The organism is Pseudomonas rubra (assembly GCF_028656935.1).
Classification (GTDB): domain Bacteria; phylum Pseudomonadota; class Gammaproteobacteria; order Pseudomonadales; family Pseudomonadaceae; genus Aquipseudomonas; species Aquipseudomonas rubra.
Map to the genome: position 1 here is coordinate 38,998 of NZ_JAMDGZ010000037.1, position 17,630 is coordinate 56,627.

Annotated in this window: 15 protein-coding genes; 8 read left to right on the forward strand and 7 right to left on the reverse strand. The window is 63.9% G+C overall.

Going from position 1 to position 17,630, the window contains the following annotated elements; translation table 11 throughout:
- Positions 1 to 3: 3 nt before the first annotated feature.
- Genes M5G17_RS17495 through M5G17_RS17505 form a run of 3 tightly spaced genes read left to right on the forward strand, consistent with a single transcriptional unit; the run spans position 4 to position 4,173 of the window.
- Positions 4 to 669, forward strand: a complete 666-nt coding sequence (locus tag M5G17_RS17495; RefSeq protein WP_273894175.1) for an ABC transporter ATP-binding protein — start codon at positions 4 to 6, stop codon at positions 667 to 669.
- Entirely contained in the window at positions 669 to 3,119 is a 2,451-nt protein-coding gene (locus tag M5G17_RS17500) for an FtsX-like permease family protein (protein ID WP_273894176.1), read from the forward strand. The genes M5G17_RS17495 and M5G17_RS17500 overlap by 1 nt, the downstream gene beginning before the upstream one ends.
- Positions 3,109 to 4,173 carry a lipocalin-like domain-containing protein gene (locus M5G17_RS17505; protein WP_273894177.1) on the forward strand — a complete coding sequence of 355 codons (1,065 nt, stop codon included), beginning with the start codon at positions 3,109 to 3,111 and terminating at the stop codon, positions 4,171 to 4,173. Before M5G17_RS17500 ends, M5G17_RS17505 begins: the two co-directional genes overlap by 11 nt.
- A gap of 39 nt (positions 4,174 to 4,212) precedes the next feature.
- Here the strand turns inward: M5G17_RS17505 and M5G17_RS17510 are convergent, their stop codons facing one another.
- Positions 4,213 to 4,587 (reverse strand): Ypar14, super integron cassette, encoded by a 375-nt coding sequence (locus M5G17_RS17510; protein WP_273894178.1) that lies wholly within the window; start codon positions 4,585 to 4,587, stop codon positions 4,213 to 4,215.
- Positions 4,588 to 4,695: 108 nt separating this feature from the next.
- On the opposite strand from M5G17_RS17510, the gene M5G17_RS17515 reads away from it, so the two are divergent.
- Positions 4,696 to 5,133, forward strand: a complete 438-nt coding sequence (locus M5G17_RS17515) for a hypothetical protein (RefSeq protein WP_273894179.1) — start codon at positions 4,696 to 4,698, stop codon at positions 5,131 to 5,133.
- Between the two features lie 33 nt (positions 5,134 to 5,166).
- On the opposite strand, the gene M5G17_RS17520 is transcribed toward M5G17_RS17515, so the two are convergent.
- The gene (locus M5G17_RS17520; protein ID WP_273894180.1) at positions 5,167 to 5,580 is read right to left on the reverse strand and encodes a hypothetical protein; all 414 of its coding nucleotides are present in this window, start codon (positions 5,578 to 5,580) and stop codon (positions 5,167 to 5,169) included.
- 77 nt (positions 5,581 to 5,657) lie between these two features.
- On the opposite strand from M5G17_RS17520, the gene M5G17_RS17525 reads away from it, so the two are divergent.
- Complete coding sequence (locus tag M5G17_RS17525; RefSeq protein WP_273894181.1) at positions 5,658 to 6,050, forward strand: GFA family protein; 393 nt, start codon at positions 5,658 to 5,660, stop codon at positions 6,048 to 6,050.
- On the opposite strand, the gene M5G17_RS17530 is transcribed toward M5G17_RS17525, so the two are convergent.
- A complete protein-coding gene (locus M5G17_RS17530; protein WP_273894182.1) occupies positions 6,047 to 6,550 on the reverse strand; it encodes a GNAT family N-acetyltransferase in 504 nt (167 codons plus the stop codon). The two genes, M5G17_RS17525 and M5G17_RS17530, sit on opposite strands and share 4 nt — an antisense overlap.
- Before the next feature lie 95 nt (positions 6,551 to 6,645).
- On the opposite strand from M5G17_RS17530, the gene M5G17_RS17535 reads away from it, so the two are divergent.
- On the forward strand, positions 6,646 to 7,674 hold the full coding sequence (locus tag M5G17_RS17535) for a DUF1176 domain-containing protein (protein WP_273894183.1): 1,029 nt from the start codon (positions 6,646 to 6,648) through the stop codon (positions 7,672 to 7,674).
- A 1-nt stretch (position 7,675) separates the two neighbouring features.
- Here M5G17_RS17535 and M5G17_RS17540 read toward each other — a convergent pair whose 3' ends face one another.
- Positions 7,676 to 8,605 (reverse strand): LysR family transcriptional regulator, encoded by a 930-nt coding sequence (locus M5G17_RS17540; RefSeq protein WP_273894184.1) that lies wholly within the window; start codon positions 8,603 to 8,605, stop codon positions 7,676 to 7,678.
- A 129-nt stretch (positions 8,606 to 8,734) separates the two neighbouring features.
- Here M5G17_RS17540 and M5G17_RS17545 point away from each other — a divergent pair, with 129 nt between their 5' ends.
- The gene (locus M5G17_RS17545; RefSeq protein ID WP_273894185.1) at positions 8,735 to 9,862 is read left to right on the forward strand and encodes an alkene reductase; all 1,128 of its coding nucleotides are present in this window, start codon (positions 8,735 to 8,737) and stop codon (positions 9,860 to 9,862) included.
- 99 nt (positions 9,863 to 9,961) lie between these two features.
- Entirely contained in the window at positions 9,962 to 12,376 is a 2,415-nt protein-coding gene (locus M5G17_RS17550) for a TonB-dependent receptor (protein ID WP_273894186.1), read from the forward strand.
- A gap of 396 nt (positions 12,377 to 12,772) precedes the next feature.
- Here the strand turns inward: M5G17_RS17550 and M5G17_RS17555 are convergent, their stop codons facing one another.
- Genes M5G17_RS17555 through M5G17_RS17565 form a run of 3 tightly spaced genes read right to left on the reverse strand, consistent with a single transcriptional unit; the run spans position 12,773 to position 17,546 of the window.
- On the reverse strand, positions 12,773 to 14,128 hold the full coding sequence (locus M5G17_RS17555) for a TolC family protein (RefSeq protein WP_273894187.1): 1,356 nt from the start codon (positions 14,126 to 14,128) through the stop codon (positions 12,773 to 12,775).
- A complete protein-coding gene (locus M5G17_RS17560) occupies positions 14,125 to 16,290 on the reverse strand; it encodes a peptidase domain-containing ABC transporter (protein WP_273894188.1) in 2,166 nt (721 codons plus the stop codon). The genes M5G17_RS17555 and M5G17_RS17560 overlap by 4 nt, the downstream gene beginning before the upstream one ends.
- 2 nt (positions 16,291 to 16,292) lie before the next feature.
- Positions 16,293 to 17,546 (reverse strand): HlyD family secretion protein, encoded by a 1,254-nt coding sequence (locus tag M5G17_RS17565; RefSeq protein WP_273894189.1) that lies wholly within the window; start codon positions 17,544 to 17,546, stop codon positions 16,293 to 16,295.
- Between the last annotated feature and the right edge of the window lie 84 nt (positions 17,547 to 17,630).

Sequence of the window (17,630 nt, forward strand, 5' to 3'; positions counted from 1 at the left end):
GCAATGCTGGTCATCGAACACCTGCACAAGTCCTACAGCACCACCCAGGGCAAACTGGCGGTGCTGCAGGGTGTCGACTTGCAACTGGCCCGGGGCGCCAGCCTTGCGCTGATGGGCGAATCGGGCAGTGGCAAGAGCACCCTGCTGCACCTGGTCGCCGGGCTCGACCGCGCCGACAGCGGGCGCATCCTGATCGACAACCAGCCCCTCGACGGTCGCCTCGAATCAGCCATGGCGCGCTGGCGCCGGGAAGGCATCGGCCTGGTGTTCCAGCAGTACAACCTGATCAGCAGCCTCGATGTGGCCGCCAACCTGAGCTTTCAGGCAAGGCTGGCTGGGCGGCTTGATCGCCAGTGGCTGGACTGCCTGGCCACCCGCCTTGGCCTGGACAGCTTGCTGCAGCGTTACCCGGAGCAATTGTCCGGTGGCCAGCAGCAGCGGGTTGCCATTGGCCGTGCGCTGGCTGCTCGCCCGGCGCTGGTGTTGGCCGATGAGCCCACCGGCAGCCTCGACGAGGCCTGCAGCGATGAAGTGCTGGCGCTGATGCTGCAATTGGTCGGCGAGGCCGGCAGCAGCTTGCTGATGGTGACGCACAGCCCGCGCCTGGCCGCGCGCCTTGAGCGGCGTTGCGTCCTGCACGCCGGGCGTGTGCGGGCCGAGCCCCGCTGATGAACCCGCTGCTGATTACCCTGCAGGCGCTGCTGAGCCACTGGCGGCGCCATCGCTTGCAGTTTTTCAGCATCTTCACCGGCCTGTGGCTGGCCACCGCGCTGTGGACCGGGGTGCAAGCGCTCAACAGCCAGGCCCGCGCCGACTATGCGCGCGCCGCCGCAGTACTGACCGGCCCCGGGCAAGCGCAACTGCTGGCGCGTGACGGTGAGCGCTTCGAGCAAGCGCTGTACCTGCAACTGCGCAGGCTCGGCTGGCAGGTCTCACCGCTGCTCGAAGGCCGCTTGCGGATTGCCGGGGCGCATCCGCTGACGGTGCGCCTGATCGGCATCGAACCGCTGAGCCTACCCAGCACTGCCGCCGTTGCCGGCATTGCCATACCAGCCTTCGATCTGCAGGCGTTCATCGACGCCCCCGGGCAGGCCTGGATTGGCCCTGATACGTTGCAGCAATTGGGCTTGAACAGCCACGAGCAAGCCACCAGCAGCGACGGCCAGCGGCTGCCGCCGTTCGTTGTTCAGCCGCAGTTGGCGCCCGGCGTGATTGTCCTGGACATCGGTCATGCGCAAGCCTTGCTGCAGGCGCCGGGGCAAGTGTCACGGCTACTGCTGGCCGGTGAATCCAGGCCCTTGCCGGCAGATATCGCCCAGCGCCTAACCCTGCAAACGCCCGGCGATGACGGCGACCTGCAGCGCCTGACCGACAGCTTTCACCTCAATCTCACGGCCCTGGGCCTGCTGGCCTTTGTCGTCGGGCTGTTCATTGCCCACGCCGCCATCGGCCTGGCCCTTGAACAGCGCCGTGGCCTGATTCGCAACCTGCGGGCCTGCGGTATCAGCTTGAACACGCTGCTGCTCAGCCTGACGCTGGAACTGGGGGTGTTCGCCGTGCTCGGAGGCCTGGCCGGGGTGGCCAGCGGCTATGGCTTGGCAGCCGCGCTGTTACCCGATGTCGCTGCCAGTGTGCGCGGCCTGTATGGTGCCCAGATTGCCGGGCAGTTGAGTCTGCCGGCCGGGTGGTGGCTGGCAGGCGTGCTGGTGAGCATCCTCGGCGCCTTGCTCGCTGGCGTCAGCAGTGTGCTGCGCGCCGCACACCTGCCGTTGCTGGCCCTGGCCCAAGCGCAAGCCTGGCGCATGGCCCAAGGCCCCTGGTTGCGCCGCCAGGCTATGGCAGCAGGGCTGTTGCTGCTGGTCGCGCTAGGTTGCTGGCAATGGGGCAACAGTCTCACCAGCGCCTTGATCCTGCTCGCGACGCTGTTGTTGGCGGCAGCACTGCTGCTGCCCGCCCTGCTCGACGGCGCATTGGCGTGGCTGGCCCGCGGTTGTCGCGGTGCGCTGGCAGAGTGGTTCATTGCCGACAGCCGCCAGCAGCTCCCCGCGCTAAGCCTGGCGTTGATGGCACTGCTGTTGGCATTGGCCGCCAGTGTCGGTGTGGGCAGCATGACCGAGGGCTTTCGCAAGACCTTTATCGGCTGGCTCGATCAGCGCCTGTCCGCCGATCTCTACCTCACGCCGCAAGACACCACTCAGGCCTTGCAGATCAACGCCTGGCTCGCCCAGCAAGCGGCCGTCACCGTGCTGCCCGGCTGGCGTGCGGAAATACGCTTGCAGCAGTGGCCGGTGCAGGTTCAGGGCATCATCGACCACCCCGCCTACCCGGCTCGCTGGCCGTTGCTTGAGCAAAGCCCGCAGGCCTGGGCGCAACTGGCGAGCGGCCGGGGGTTCATGCTCAGCGAGCAACTGGCCCGACGCCTGGGCCTGCGCTTGGGCGACAGCCTTGAGCTCGCAAGCGACACCCTGACCGTCGTCGGGATCTATGCCGACTATGGCAACCCCAAAGGCCACTTGCTGGTCAGTGCCGGCTGGCTGCGCGCTCACCTGCCGCAGGCGACACTGAGCGCCCTGAGCCTGAACCTTGCACCCGAGCGTATTGCGCCGCTCAAGGCCGAGCTGCAGCAACGCTTCGCCCTGGACGACAGCCGCGTGGTCGAGCAAGCCACTCTGAAGCGTTGGTCCAGGGAAATTTTCAACCGTACCTTTGCCGCCACCACGGCGCTTAACAGCCTGACCCTGGGGGTGGCGGGCATCGCCTTGTTCATCAGCCTGCTGACCCTGAGCCAGAGCCGCCTGGGCCAGTTGGCACCGCTGTGGGCCCTCGGCGTACGGCGCCGTCAGTTGGCGTGGTTGTCGCTGGGGCAAACCCTGCTGCTCAGCAGCCTGACTGTGCTGCTGGCGGTGCCCCTGGGGCTGCTGCTGGCCTGGTGCCTGGTGGCGGTGGTCAACGTCCAGGCCTTTGGCTGGCGCCTGCCGCTGCACGTGTTTCCCGCACAGCTGCTGCACCTGGCCGTGCTTGGCCTGTTGACCAGCCTGCTGGCCAGCGCCTGGCCGTTATGGCAACTGGCGCGACGCCAGCCCAGCGAGCTATTGAGGCAGTTTGCCGATGAAGCCTAGCCTCTACCTGTTGATCGGTTTGTTACTGCTGAGCGCTTGCGACCAGCCTGCGCCAGCGCCCAAAAGCTTTGCCGGTTTGGGTCAGGACGCTGCAGCCTTCAAGCAGGTGACGCGCAACCAGCCGCTGGTTTTTCCCCTCGATCACGCTGCCCACAACGGCTTTCGCATCGAGTGGTGGTATGTCACCGCCAACCTTACCGATCGCCAGGGCCGTGACTGGGGCGCACAGTGGACCCTGTTCCGCTCGGCCCTGCGCCCAGGCGCAGAAACAACCGGCTGGAACAGCCCCAATCTGTGGCTGGGGCATGCCGCGCTGACCGGCCCCGGCGGCCATCAGTCCAGTGAAACCCTGGCCCGCGGCGGTATTGGCCAGGCAGGCGTCGAAGCCCGACCATTTCGGGCCTGGATCAACGATTGGTCATTGCAGGGCAGCGACGACACCGGGCGCTTGCAGATGAGCGCCAACGGCAAGGGTTTCAACTACACCCTGAACCTGGTCAGCACCGGCCCGCTAGTGCTGCATGGTGCCCAGGGCTACAGCGAAAAATCCGGCAAGGGCCAGGCGTCGTACTATTACAGCCAGCCGTTCTATCAGGTCAGTGGCGAGGTCGAACGCTACGGCCAGCGCCTTGCCGTCACCGGCGTTGCCTGGCTCGACCGCGAATGGAGCAGCCAGCCCCTGGCGCCCGAACAATCGGGCTGGGACTGGTTCTCCCTGCACCTGGACAGCGGCGCCAAGCTGATGCTGTTTCGCGTGCGCGAGCAGCAAGGCGCGCCCTACCGCGCCGGTACCTGGATCAGCGCCAACGGGGCTGCGCAGGCGCTGCAGGGCGAGCAGATCCAGCTGCGGGAACTGGCCTGGAGCAAACAGGACAACGGCCGCAAGGTGCCTACCCGCTGGCGGGTGCAGGTGCCGGAGCATGGTGTGGATGTGCAGGTGGATGCTTTGGAGCCCAAGGCCTGGATGCAGACGCGCTTCCCCTATTGGGAGGGGCCGGTGCGCTTTAGTGGGAGTGTGAGCGGTAGGGGTTACCTGGAGATGACTGGGTACTAAACAGAACCGGGCACCTCGATCGGGCTGGTTGACGATCTATCAGGATGGATAGGTGAAGGGTTCCAGGAAAATTTGCGGATCGACCCACACTCGCAAGCCATAAGGCATAACACCATAACCATCGTATCGGCCAGTGAAGGTACTGGGCGCTGCGAACTCGAGAAATTTTCCGCGTTTGTCATCCACCACCCGAATACCAGGACACCCCAATAATGAGTACTTGAAGAGCGGCTTGGGCAAAGAAACCTCCGATACCTGCACTTCAACATCAGCATCGTACGGCCAGATCGTCAGTGCCAGCCTGACAGCGCCTTGCTCAATGAGGTACGCGTGAGAGTGGCCCGATTCATCTTCACAAGGCAAGACACCTAGCACCTCGAAGAGGGCGAACGGGTCCCAGATCAGTGGTGGCATAGCGCTCCCTTCTTTTGACCCTGTGTATTGAGCAAATATGATCGCATGAAACCGTCGGGTATGATTTGCCTTAGGCACGCCCAATGACTTGCACTCACGGAGTTGAAAATGGAATTTCCCACCACCCTGTGGCACTGGTACGGGCAAGCGGAGTACAAACGCGTACTGGCGGTGTGCGAGGCGATTGAAGGGCTGACCTTTCTGGCGATGAGCGCCAGTGCGCAAGAAGATGCTATCCCCTCCTGCCGGGCATGCGAAACCTGGTCGGTAAAGATGTTGCCTTTGAACGACGCGCTGACTGTCTGTGGCAGCGTAATGCCTGCTCAAGTGCGCAATCAACTGCAACGGATCTGGGAAATGTGCAACGAACTGCCCGAGACAGTTTTCGATTGTGGGATCCGACAGATGTTTGAGCACGAGGCGTGGCAGCCTCTGCGAGATGCCGCTGAGTTGACACTCGCCTTGCTTGAAGTGGACCAACTGGCGGCTTTTCTTGAGGAACTGGAAGTGGATTGTAGAAAGGAAGTATGGGGATTGAAGAGATAAAAAACGCGGCAGCGATTCCTTTTCACAACCTATTCAGCCTAGTGGCAACATCAACTCATGCCGCACGTGTAGGGCAATTGCGGCAAAGCCTTTTCCGGTACCTCGCTTGGCAGTTGAATAGTCCTGATGTGCAGAAACATCCTCCCATTTCTCCACTGATTCAACCTGCCTGTGCGCCCTGTCGGTTTCAATTTCGAAAGCGATAAAGCGTTCAGCCTGTGTCAGTAACATGCCATGCAAGGACGGCATGCCGGGAAAATCGACCTGAAGGTCGAGGACAATGGTTGCAGACCAATCAATGCCCTGGCGTTGACCGAATTGAACCAGAGCTACGGGTACACCGTTAACGCGCCACGCGCGGGCGATGGTCATGAGCCGATGGGCGCATACCGCGTTTTGTTCCTGAACATTCAATTGCCGCTTTTTCAGTAAACGTCCAATATCCATTAGGCCCCCTCGTAGCTCTTTTGATAAAAGCATGCCGTTGCGCTCGCGCGCTCGTAATACGCGACAGGAGACGCACCATGGACCGATTCACCGGCGGTTGCCTGTGCGGCGACGTACGATTCTCAGCCTCGGGCCGTCCCTACCGGGTGGGCCTGTGTCACTGCCTGGACTGTCGCAAACATCACGGCGCGCTGTTTCACGCTTCGGCGATCTTCCCCAAAGACGCGGTCAGCATCGAGGGCAAAACCCGTGACTACGCCGGGCGCCATTTCTGCCCCCGTTGCGGTTCGTCGGTGTTCGCCCGCTCAGGCGATGAAATCGAACTGAACCTCGGCTCAATGGATGCCCCAGACCTGTTCACGCCCACCTACGAAAGCTGGACTATCCGCCGCGAATCCTGGCTGCCGCCCTTCCCGCTCAGCAGGTATTACGAAAAAGATCGCGATGCGTCAGGGCGCTTTGAGGACTAGGCGCCCAGCCTGCACGCCATGGCTTGCGACAACAGGCTCGACCCCTCACGCAGTGGTTCCGGGGCACCAACTGGCTGGAAACCATGGGCCTGGTACAAGCGCATCGCCGGGGTATCGGCGAGTGTGACACCCAGGCGCACCTGGAGCACCGCAGCGCTTGCCGCCCACTGCAATGCCGCTTTGAGCAACGCACTACCGGCGCCAAGGCCACGCGAAACCGGGTCGACCCACATCTGATAAAGGTCAGCCGCACCCGGCTCGGCCGCGGACAATTTGCACCACACCAGCCCACATACTGCATCGCCATGAAAAGCGAAAAACGCCCGATCACTGCCACCGGCAGCGGCCACCGCGATCCGCGCGGCCCAGTTTTCATCAGTGCGTTGCGACTCGGCGTCAAAGGTACTGCCAAAGGCATCGGGCGAATCGCGCAGTGCCCGCAGGCGCAGGTCGCGGTAGGTTGGCCATTCATGGGGTGAAACGGGACGTATGCAGATCACAAGGCTTCCTGCGCTGATTGACCATAAACAGCTGCCAGACTAACACCAAGGTGCGATCATGCCGCCCTTCAGTGACTGCGCAGGATCGATGCACGATGTTTTCAGCAAGATGGAACTGGCTGGCCCTTTCCTTGTTACCCACCCTGACCCTGGCCGCCGCGGCGGAACAAGTACCGTTGAGCCGGGTGTTCCAGGACTGGCGGGTGGCCTGCGACAACACCCGCCGCTGCACGGCGGTGTCGGGCAGCACCGACAACCCGGGCATGGGCCTGTACATCGTCCGCGAAGCCGGGCTCAAGGGCAGCACCCGGGTCAGTGCGATCAGCTACGACGACATCAGCCTGCGTTACGAATTTCACCTCGACGGCCACCCTACCGAACCCTGGAAGTACGGTTCGACAGCGCGTGAGTACTATTACCTTGAGGGCGACGCCGCCGTTGAAAAGCTGCGCGAGCTGAGCATCGGCGACACCCTGAGTTCCAACAGCAACCATGGCGAGCGCCGGGTATCGCTGCAGGGCTTGAGCGCCACGTTGCTGTTGATGGATTCGGTGCAAGGGCGCATCGGCCACCCCAGCGCATTTGTGCGCCCAGGCTTCCAGCCAGACAGCCGCCTGCCCACCGCCCCGGCCACGCCCAGACTGCCGCGTTTTACCCTGGCGCCGACCTTGAGTGACGCCGAGCAACAGGCAATCGGCGATGACATGATCGCGCAGACCAAAGACGAGTTGAGTGCCTCCCCCCATCAGAATTGGAAAGCCCAGGCCGAGGTCTACCCCCTGGACCCGGCCCATGCCCTGGTGCGCCTGCGTTACGGTTGCGCCGAAGACGGTTGCAACCACAGCCTCTACCGCGTCTCACGCTCGGCGCCTTACCAGGCGACGCCATTGGAACTCAAAGCAGACCCCAAGGCTCACTTTAGCCCCGACCTGTATGGGCAGATCAGCTTCAATCCGGTTAGCGGACAATTGAAAATCTACCGCGAGATGGGCAAAGACTGCGGCGAAAGCTCGATCTGGCAGTACGACGGTGCGGCCATGCAGCTCAAGGACCGCCGGACGATGTGGCGCTGCGACAGCATCAACGAGGAATACTGGCCGGTGCTCTGGCGCGCCAAGGGTTGATTCAAGCGCCCAGGTCGTCCCAGTACGGCGGCGTGCCGATGGCGTCGAGAAAGTAATCCCAGACCCGACGCACCTTCTGCGAGCGCAGGCGGTTTTCCGGCGACAACAGGTGGATCTGACTGGGCGTCGCCTCCACGGCGCCTTCCCAGTCGGGCAACAACTGCACCAGGGCCTTGCTGGTAAAGCTGTGCTTGCTGAACAGCCAGGAGGGGAAGAACACAATGCCCCGCCCGGCCAGTGCCGCCTCGACCAGCACCTGGGCATTGTTGCTGCGCAGCGGCCCCTGTACGTCGACCACTTCAACACTATCGCTGCCCGGGCGGCGCAAGTGCCAACGTTGCGCCCCGCCCGTGCCTTTGTAGACCAGGCAGCAGTGCTGGCGCAGGTCCTGGGCGGACGTCGGATGGCCATGTCTGGCGAGGTAGTCGGGGCTGGCGCACAGCACATAACGCTGGGTACAGATCTGCCGCCCGATCAGCCCCGAATCCTCTAGATGGCCGACGCGAAAGGTGATGTCGGCGCCCTCCTGCACCGGGTCGATATAGGCATCGGTGGCGGTCAGCTCCACGCTCAGTTCCGGGTACTGCTCCTGCAAGCCATTGAGCAGCCGGACGATATGCAGATGAGCGAAGGCCACCGGCGCGTTGATCCGCACCAGGCCGCGAATGTCGCCAGCCTTGCCGCTGATCGACTCGTCAGCGGCATCGAGCAGTTCCAGTACCTCGCGGATCTGCAGGTAATAGCGCTCGCCGGCTTCGGTCAGTTTGACCGCGCGGGTGTTGCGGTACAGCAACTGCTGCCCGACCTCGGATTCAAGCGCGGCAATGAAGCGTGACACCGACGAGGCAGGTACCTGAAAGTGCCGGGCGGTAGCGGAGAAGCTGCCAGTTACGGCCACCATGGCGAAAAACCGATGGGCTTTGAGGTGCATGGACGGCTCCGGCAACGGGAAATCCAGCCAGTGTATTGCTTTATCAGCAATAGTGTTTTGCCTTTTAGTTTGATTGTGGCTGTTTTGGCAAAAACCTAGGATGGCGCCATTCCACTTGGAGCGCCCCCCATGAATGACCTGTTTGCCCCTTATCACCTCGGCCCACTGACCTTGAGCAACCGCTTCGTCATGGCGCCGATGACCCGCTCACGTGCACCTGAAGACATTGCCACCGAACAGATCGCCCTGCATTACACCCAGCGCGCCAGTGCCGGCCTGATCGTCTCGGAGGGCACGCCGATCTCCCGCCAGGGCCAGGGTTACCTGTTCAACCCGGGCATCTTCAGCGCGCAGCAGATCCAGGGCTGGAAGCTGGTGACCGACTCGGTGCACAGCGTCGGCGGCAAGATCTTTGCCCAGCTGTGGCATGTCGGCCGGGTGTCGCACACCTCGATTCAGCCCAACGGCCAGGCCCCGGTCAGCGCCACCGGCAACGTTGCCCAGGGGGCGATCGCCTTCGGTTATGACGACAGTGGCGAGCCGGGTTTCGTCCCCACCTCGACGCCGCGCCCATTGACCACCGATGAAGTCAGCCAGGTGGTCGCAGACTTTGCCCAGGCCGCAGCCAACGCCATCGATGCCGGTTTCGACGGTGTCGAGATTCACGGGGCCAACGGCTACTTGCTCGAGCAGTTCCTCAATCCGCAGGTCAACGATCGAAGCGACCGTTACTCGGCGGCCACCCTGGAAAACCGCCTGCGCTTCGTCTTTGAAGTGGTGGACGCCGTGGCCAGCCGCATCGGCGCCGACAAGGTCGGCATCCGCATCTCGCCGTACGGGCAATTGTTCGACATGCCGCTCTACCCTGAAATCGACGAGACCTACGCGGCACTCTGCGCGGGCATGGGCGCACGCGGCATCGCCTACGTGCATGTGATGGACCAGACCCACTTCTTCCTCGCCAGCGAAGGTGCCCAGGCCCAGGAGCAGGCACTGCGTGAGCTGCTGACGCAGTGCAAGGCGCAACTGGGCCGCACCGCGCTGATCCTGGCCGGCGACATGACCCTGGAGCGTGCCCAGGCCCTGGTCGACGCCGGCCTGATCGACCTGGCAGGCTTTGGCCAGCCCTTCATCGCCAACCCCGACCTGGTCGCACGCCTGAAAAACGGCTGGCCCTTGACCCCGGCGGACCGCGACACCTACTACGGTGGCGGAGCCAAAGGCTACATCGACTACCCGCCGTACCAGCCGGCCTGACCCGCCAGCGCAGCGCGTGGCATTATTGGCGAAATCTTTGTCCCCTTTTGTTCGCTCGCTTGTCATCAAGGGCATGTGAACCCAAAAGAGAGCGCAACAATGCCCGCACTGACACGCCACCGAACGCGCCTGGCGTCTTCGTTTTCATCGCCCACCTTGTGCCTGGTACTGGGCCTGACGTCGCTGGCCCCGCTGGCGGCGCTGGCCGACGCCGCCAGCCGCAGCTACCAGGTTCCGGCAGGGGAGCTGGGCGCAGCGCTGACCCGTTTCGCCGCCCAGGCCGGGGTCAGCCTGTCGGTGGACCCGGGCCTGGTCAATGGCCGGCGCAGTGCCGGTTTGAGCGGCAGTTTCAGCGTCGACGAAGGCTTCGCCCGGTTGCTGCAGGGCTCTGGCCTGCAACTGCAACCCGTGGCGGCGGGTGCCTACACCCTGGTGCCTACACCGCAAAGCGGCAACGCATTGGAAATCGCCCCGACCAGCATCCTCGGCGCTCACAGCGGCAACGACGATGGCCAACCCTACGCCGGCGGCCAGGTCGCCCGTCGCGGTTCGCAAGGTTTGCTGGGCTCGCGGGACTTCATGGAAACGCCCTTCAGCATGACCACCTACACCAGCGAGGCGATCAAGGGCCAGCAGGCGCGGACCCTCGGCGACCTGATCGCCAGCGACCCGTCGGTGCGCGCCACCAACCCGGCCGGCGGGCGCTTCGAGCAGTTCACCATTCGTGGCTTGAGTCTGTTCAACAGCGATGTCGCCTACAACGGCCTGTACGGCGTCCTGCCGACCTATTCGATCGACATGGAAATGGCCGACCGCGTCGACATCATCAAAGGCCCCAGCCAGCTGATCAACGGCATCTCGCCACGGGGCAGCGTCGGCGGCGGCATCAACGTGGTGCCCAAGCGCGCCAGCGACAAGCCAATCACCGAGTTCACCGGAAGTTACGCCTCAGACAGCCAGGTCGGTGGCGCCGTCGATATCGGCCGGCGTTTTGGCGAGGACGGCATGTTCGGCCTGCGCTTCAACGGCGTCAAGCAATCGGGCGACACCGAATGGGACCACCAAAGCGTCGACCGCGAGATGGCCGTGCTCGGCCTGGACTTTCGCGGCGAGCGGTTGCGCCTGTCGACCGACATCGGCCACACCGAGCGCAACACCGATGCGCCCCAGGAACGCGTGATCATCGGCGCCAATGCCAAGGTGCCGGATGCCGAGGATGTGCGGCGCAACTACGCCCAGGCCTGGAGCAAGGCGCGCACCAACGATACCTTCGGCACGCTGAACGCCGAGTTCGACATCAATGACGCGCTGATGGCCTATGGCGCAGTCGGCGCACGCAAGAGCAACCACGACTTCCTCCGGCACAACGTGCCGGTTTCCAACGATGCCGGCGACTTCAGTGTCCAGCCCCGCGACTTCACCCGCGATGAAAACGTGCGCACCGCCACCGCCGGCCTGCGCAACTGGTTCCAGACCGGCCCGGTCAGCCATGAGCTCAACCTGGCGGCCAACTACTTCTACATGGACTTTGAGAACGGCGGCGGTCGTTATGCCGCAGGCGCAAGCAACCTCTACAACCCGCGCCCTACCCCAACGCCGGGCACGCTGCTGCGCTCGGACCCCAAGGTCTACACCGAGAACCGCTTCAGCGGCGTGGCGCTGTCCGACACCCTGGGCTTTTTCGACCAGCGTCTGCTGCTGACCCTGGGCGCGCGCTGGCAGCGGGTTCAGGTCGACGACTGGAGCGATGGCATCAAGGGCGACACCGCCTATGACCAAGAGAAGCTCTCACCCTCGGGCGGTATCCTGTTCAAGCTCAGCGACCAGCTCTCGCTGTATGCCAACTACATGGAAGGCCTGAGCCAGGGCAAGATCGCCCCGTCGACCTCGATCAACCAAGACCAGATCTTTGCACCGTTCATCAGCCGTCAGGTGGAAGTCGGCGCCAAGTATGACCTGGGCAGCTTCGCCCTGACCGCCAGTGTCTTTCGCATCAAGCAGCCGGCCTACGAGACCAACGCCAGCACCCGGGTGTTCGGGCCCAACGGCAAACGCGAGAACAAGGGCGTCGAGCTCAATGTATTTGGTGAGCCGCTCAAGGGCTTTCGTCTGCTGGGTGGGGTGATGTACATCGACAGCGAACTGACCGACACCGTCGGTGGCACCTTCGATGGCAACCGCGCTCCGGCAACACCGCAGTACAACGTCAGCCTGGGCGCCGAGTACGACGTGCCGGCCCTGTCCGGGCTGACCCTGACGGCACGCGGTATCCATTCAAGCTCACAGTACCTGGACCAGGCCAACAGCAAGCAGATCGACGGCTGGGAGCGTTACGACCTGGGAGCGCGCTATGCCTTCAAGGTCGACGACAAGGACATCACCTTGCGCGCCAGTGTCGAGAACGTGCTGGACGACCGCTACTGGGCCTCGGCCGGCGCCTCCGACGACAGCGAGGCGGGCTTGACCCTGTCGACGCCACGAACCTACCTGGTATCCGCGACTCTGGGCTTCTGAAGGGCAATTTTGGTAACGATCGCGGGGGCTTGTGCGGTGGTGCGGCGATCCGACTTGCCCCGCGATGAACATCGGTATCTACACATCTCTGGATTGGGTGACGGCGCAAAGGCGCAGGGCTTGAGATGGCATAATGCCTACCAGGTGTACGCCGCAAGGTTTGTGGCGCCCTTGAGATCGAGCGCCGCCCGCGCGGCGCATCGCGGGGCAAGGTCGAGTCGTCGCACCGCCGCTCCCACATTTGCTGCAACGTGCCATGGCCTGTAGGAGCGGCGTTGTTAGCTTTGGTGCATGGCGGGAGTGCTGTACCAGAGGCAGAGCGTAGTTTTATTGCTCATTCTGATTCTCCACGGTGGGTCAATACCAGGGTGATTCTAGACCTCAAGACAACCCGGCCTACAGCGCGCCATGCAACTGCCCCAGGTCCGCCGCCAGCTGCAACCTGGCGGTGTACCAGTTGACCTGCGCCTCCACACGCCGCTGCTCGGCGATGGCCAGTTCGTTCTGCGCCCTGAGCAGTTCGATGATGCTGCCCACCCCGGCCTTGTAGCGCCCCAGTGCGACCCGGTGGGATTGCCCGGCGCTGCTGACAAAGCTGCGGCTGATCGACAGAGCCCGTGTGCGGGCATCCAGGGCCTGACGGCTCTTCCAGACATTCAGCGCGACTGTGCGCTCGGTCTGCGCCACGGCCTGCTCGCGGGCGCCGGCTTCGTAATCGGCGGCGCGGGCACGCCGACGGCTGAGAAAGCCGTCGAAGATCGGCACGCTGATCTGCACCCCGACACTCCAGGTCTCGATCTGCTGGCGCGTCGACACCTGGTCGATCGGCGTGTCCTGCTGCTGGTAGCTGCTGAACAGCGACACCTTGGGGCGTCCCTCGGCCCGCGCTTCGTCCGCCTTGGCGCGGGTTGCGGCCCACTCGGCGCGGGCCTTGTCGATGGCCGGGTGCTGGGCCCTGGCTTGCGCCATCAGCGCATCGACACTGGCTGTGAACTCAGCCTCCTGGCCCGCCGGTTCGTTCAAGGCCGCGAGTGTCAGCGGGGCTGAGGGTGACAGCCCCAGAGCACTGGCCAGGGCGCCTTGCGCTGCGGCGTATTCACCCTCGGCCAACACCCGTTCGAGCTGCGCCTGTTCATGGGTGGTCTGCGCCTGCAAGCGATCGCTCTGCTCGCCGGCCCCGGCCTGGTACTTGGCCGTCGCCGCCTTGAGGCTGTTGGCCGCCAGGGACTCGGCACTGCGCTTGGCCTCGAGCAAGGCTGCGTTGGCCTGGACCTGGTAGAAGGCTTTGCTGGTGTCGAGCACCGTTGCCTGGATTTTCTCCACGCGGCTGCTGCTGGCGGCATTCAACACTTGGCGGGCGCCCTCGACTTTAGCCGCCCGCAGGCCAAAGTCGTATAACACCCAGCTCAAGTCCAGGCCGTAGCTGTTGGTGCGGGTGCTCAAGGTCGAATCGGCTTCGGGAAAATTGTCATAACGCGTCTTGCGGTTGGCGCGGCCGCTGCTGAGCTGGGCTTGCACGGTCGGCCAATACGCCGAGTGCGCAGCGTCAAGGTTGGCCTGGCTGCTCAGTTGCGACAGCCAGGCCTCGCGTACCTGAGGGTCGGCGCACAGGGCCATGGCGACGGCAGTGGACAAGCCCAGCGGCTCGGACAGTGATACATGGCTGGGGCAGGCATCGACGGCCCCACCCTGTGCATTCGCGCAGGCCGCCAGCAACCCAACCAGACACCAACCAAGCAGGTGCCTGCTCATGACGAGGACGCCGCATCCTGGACCACGGCGCCCGGCTCTTCAACCGTCTCGATCAGCGGCCCGTCATACACCACCCGACCGTTGTCGAGCGCCAGCACCCGGCGTGCCGAGCGGATGGTATCGGGCCGATGAGCGACAATGATGCGGGTGATATTCAACGCTTGCAGCGCGTGGTTGACCGCCGCCTCCCTGGCGATGTCGAGGTGGCTGGTGGCTTCGTCGAGAAACAGCAGCTTGGGCCGCCGGTACAAGGCCCGTGCCAGCAGGATGCGTTGTTTCTGCCCACCCGACAGCACCGTGCCCATGTCGCCCACCAGGGTGTTGTAAGCCATGGGCATCTGCGCGATATCGTCATGTACCGCCGCCATGCGCGCGCACTGCTCGACCCAGCGCGGGTTGGCCTCGGCACTGAAAAAGCTGATGTTGTCGGCAATGGAGCCGGCGAACAGCACATCGTCCTGCAACACCGTGGCGCTGACCCGCCGCAGCCGCTCCAGGTTATGGCTATCGATCGCCACACCGTCGAGCAACACACTGCCACTGACCGGGGTGAGGATACCGAGCATGACGTTGAGCAAGGTGGTCTTGCCGCCGCCCGAGGGGCCGACAATGGCCAGAGAATCCCCGGCGTCGATGCGCACCGACACCTCGTCCAGCACATAGGGTTCATGGTCGCTGTAGCGGAACTTGAGTTGGCGCACTTCAAGGCTTGGCACGCTATCGACCGCGTCGTTGTCGTCGGCCTCGGCAGACGCGGCGCGTTCGGGCACCTGCAAGAGGATATCGGCCAGGCGTTCGCCATGCAGACGCAGCATCAGCACATCGACCAGCTTGTCGATCAGCCCGGCCACACGGCTGTTGAACTGTTCCTTGTAGGCGTTGAAGGCGATGAGCATACCGGCGCTGAACTGGCCCTCGAGCACCAACCGCGCACCCAGCCAGATCACCAGCAAGGTCACCAGGCCGAACAACAGGCCATTGAACGCGCGGTAAGCCAGCTCCAGCTTCTGCGGGCGCAAGCCGGCGTTGATTTCCTCGACCAGCAGGCTGCCCCAGGTACTGGCTCGCTGCTCCTGATGGCCGAACAATTTGATGGTGCGCACCCCGCGCATGCTTTCCAGGAAGTAGCTCTGCTGGCGGGCGGCGTGTACCAGTTGCTCTTCGCTGGCGCGGCGCAACGGGCCGAACCAGGCCCAGCGAGCCAGGGCATAGATGAGCATGGCCACTAGGGCGATCAGGGCCAGTGGCGGGCTGTAGGCGAACATCAGGCCCAGGGTCACCAGGGTCATCAGGCCATCGAGCAAGGCCTCGACGAACGAGGTGGTCAGGGTGTGCTGGATCGATTTGAGCGAGCCGAAGCGCGAAACGATATCGCCCAGATGGCGCCGCTCGAAAAAGGCCACGGGCAAGCGCACCAAGTGGCGGAAAACATTGATCTGCCATTGGCTGCCGAGCAGCGTACCCAGGTACATCAGGGCCCAGGAGCGGGCCAGGGCCAGCGTTTGCTGCATCAGCAGGAGCAAGCCGAAACCGATCGCCAGAACCGCCAGCAGGTCCAGGTCAGCGCTGACCAGCACCTTGTCGATCACCGTTTGCAAGAAGAACGGGCTGAGCACCATGCACAGCTCCAGCGCCACCGCCAACAGCAGCACATGGCTGAGCACCCCGCCAAAGCCCTGCACCCGGCCCAGCAATTGGCGCACACGCAGCGGCGGATTGGCCGGCCCCGGCTGGAAGTCGCTCTGTGGCCATAGCTCCAGCGCCACGCCAGTGAAGGCTGCCGACACCTCCTCGAACGACAGCTTGCACACCCCACGTCCCGGATCGTGCAGCGTCACCCCACGCGGCCCGACCTCCTTGAGCACCACGAAGTGGTTGAAGTTCCAGTGCAGCACACAGGGCAAGCGCAACTGCCCCAGCGCTTGCAGCTCCAGGCGCAATGGCCGGCTGGCCAGGCCCAACTGGGCGGCCATGGCCATCAGTTGTTTGAGGGTCGCGCCCTTCATTGACGGCGACAGCTTCTGGCGCAGGGAGAACAGGTCGTGGTGCTGGCCATGGTAACCGGCGATCATCGCCAGGCAGGCCTGGCCGCACTCGGCGGCCTCAGCCTGAAGCACCATGGGCAATTTACGACCAATACCGAAAGCCAGGGGTTGGTGCATGTTCAAAGGCGTTTCCCTATGCCGCGCAGGGGCTCAAGCAGCCACTCATAGAGCGGCATGTTCTCCTGCAAAATGTCTGCGTCCAGTTGCATGCCCGAGCGCAAGCGCTCGTTCAAACCGCGCCCGAGCATGCTCTGGTGTTCGAGGGTGACCCTGACCCGGTACAACGGCCCCTGTTCGCGCTGCTGCTCGGATACACCACCCACGCTCATGATTTCATCGGCCGGCAACGCGCTGCGCGACACCGACGCCACGGTGCCGCGGGCCAGGCCGAAATGCTGATAGGGATAAGCCTGATAACGCAGGCGCACCGCATCCCCGGCGCGTACAAAACCTGCCGAACGGCTGGGCACGTAGAGTTCGGCATACAGCTGGGCATCCTTGGGCACAATGCTCAACAGCGGCCGGCTGCCGTCAGCACGGCTACCGTTGACCACGCCAATGGCCGTGACTTCACCACTGGCCGGCGCAGTAATCAGCACCTCACGTTTGACTTCGCTTTCCAACAGGCTGCCCTGGCTCTCCGACAAGCGCCGCTCAAGCTCCGCCAGTTGCTTGCCCTGGTTGAATGGCAACTCGGCAAGCTCGGCGCGCAGGGTGGTGATGTCGTTGCGCAACGACAGCAACGAACGGCTCAGTTCTTCTCTGCGCAGGCGCACCTCCAGCACCGCATCCTGCTTTTCCTGAAGCTGGTCGCGCGACACATAGTCCTGGCGCTGCAGCTCGGCGTAGCGCGCGGCGATGCCCTCGGCCAGCCCCAGGCGCTGGCGGCTGATGCCCATTTGACTGACGACTTTGCCCTGTTCGCTTTGCAGCACGGCCAGGCGCCGGCGCTTGCCTTCGAGCTCTTGCAGGTGCAGCGCCCGGGTAGTGGTGATCTCCTCAGCCAGGCTGGCGTTGCGCCGCTTGATCAAGCCACTGATGGCGACTTGCGCGCCACCGGCCTCGGCATACAGGTCACTGCCCAGGGTCATCAATGTCGCGCCCGCCTCCACTGCTTGCCCTTCGACGGCGGCGAGGCCCTGGACCACCCCCGGCTGCGGCGCGAATACCTTGATCAGGCCACCCTGGGGCACCAGCACACCGGTCACGGTGGCGCGGCGGGTATAGGTGGCGCAGCTCAGAAACACGATCAACAGCACGCTGAACAGCACTGCACCCAGCGCCGCCCAGCGCAGCGGCACGGGCGACACCAGCAGCACACCGCCCAACTCCTTGTCACGCCGTGCGTGCACGGCTTCGCTCCTGAATAACATGCCACTTCACAACCCGGCGAATAATGTTAATAACACTCGAGAGCATAACGGCGGGTTAAGCCGTCGACACTAGCACACTTGTGC

Coding starts and splice junctions, on each gene's coding strand:
- M5G17_RS17495 (WP_273894175.1), top strand. CDS start 4: ATGCTGGTCATCGAACACCTGCACAAGTCCTACAGCACCACCCAGGGC.
- M5G17_RS17500 (WP_273894176.1), top strand. CDS start 669: ATGAACCCGCTGCTGATTACCCTGCAGGCGCTGCTGAGCCACTGGCGG.
- M5G17_RS17505 (WP_273894177.1), top strand. CDS start 3,109: ATGAAGCCTAGCCTCTACCTGTTGATCGGTTTGTTACTGCTGAGCGCT.
- M5G17_RS17510 (WP_273894178.1), bottom strand. CDS start 4,587: ATGCCACCACTGATCTGGGACCCGTTCGCCCTCTTCGAGGTGCTAGGT.
- M5G17_RS17515 (WP_273894179.1), top strand. CDS start 4,696: ATGGAATTTCCCACCACCCTGTGGCACTGGTACGGGCAAGCGGAGTAC.
- M5G17_RS17520 (WP_273894180.1), bottom strand. CDS start 5,580: ATGGATATTGGACGTTTACTGAAAAAGCGGCAATTGAATGTTCAGGAA.
- M5G17_RS17525 (WP_273894181.1), top strand. CDS start 5,658: ATGGACCGATTCACCGGCGGTTGCCTGTGCGGCGACGTACGATTCTCA.
- M5G17_RS17535 (WP_273894183.1), top strand. CDS start 6,646: ATGTTTTCAGCAAGATGGAACTGGCTGGCCCTTTCCTTGTTACCCACC.
- M5G17_RS17540 (WP_273894184.1), bottom strand. CDS start 8,605: ATGCACCTCAAAGCCCATCGGTTTTTCGCCATGGTGGCCGTAACTGGC.
- M5G17_RS17545 (WP_273894185.1), top strand. CDS start 8,735: ATGAATGACCTGTTTGCCCCTTATCACCTCGGCCCACTGACCTTGAGC.
- M5G17_RS17550 (WP_273894186.1), top strand. CDS start 9,962: ATGCCCGCACTGACACGCCACCGAACGCGCCTGGCGTCTTCGTTTTCA.
- M5G17_RS17555 (WP_273894187.1), bottom strand. CDS start 14,128: ATGAGCAGGCACCTGCTTGGTTGGTGTCTGGTTGGGTTGCTGGCGGCC.
- M5G17_RS17560 (WP_273894188.1), bottom strand. CDS start 16,290: ATGCACCAACCCCTGGCTTTCGGTATTGGTCGTAAATTGCCCATGGTG.
- M5G17_RS17565 (WP_273894189.1), bottom strand. CDS start 17,546: ATGTTATTCAGGAGCGAAGCCGTGCACGCACGGCGTGACAAGGAGTTG.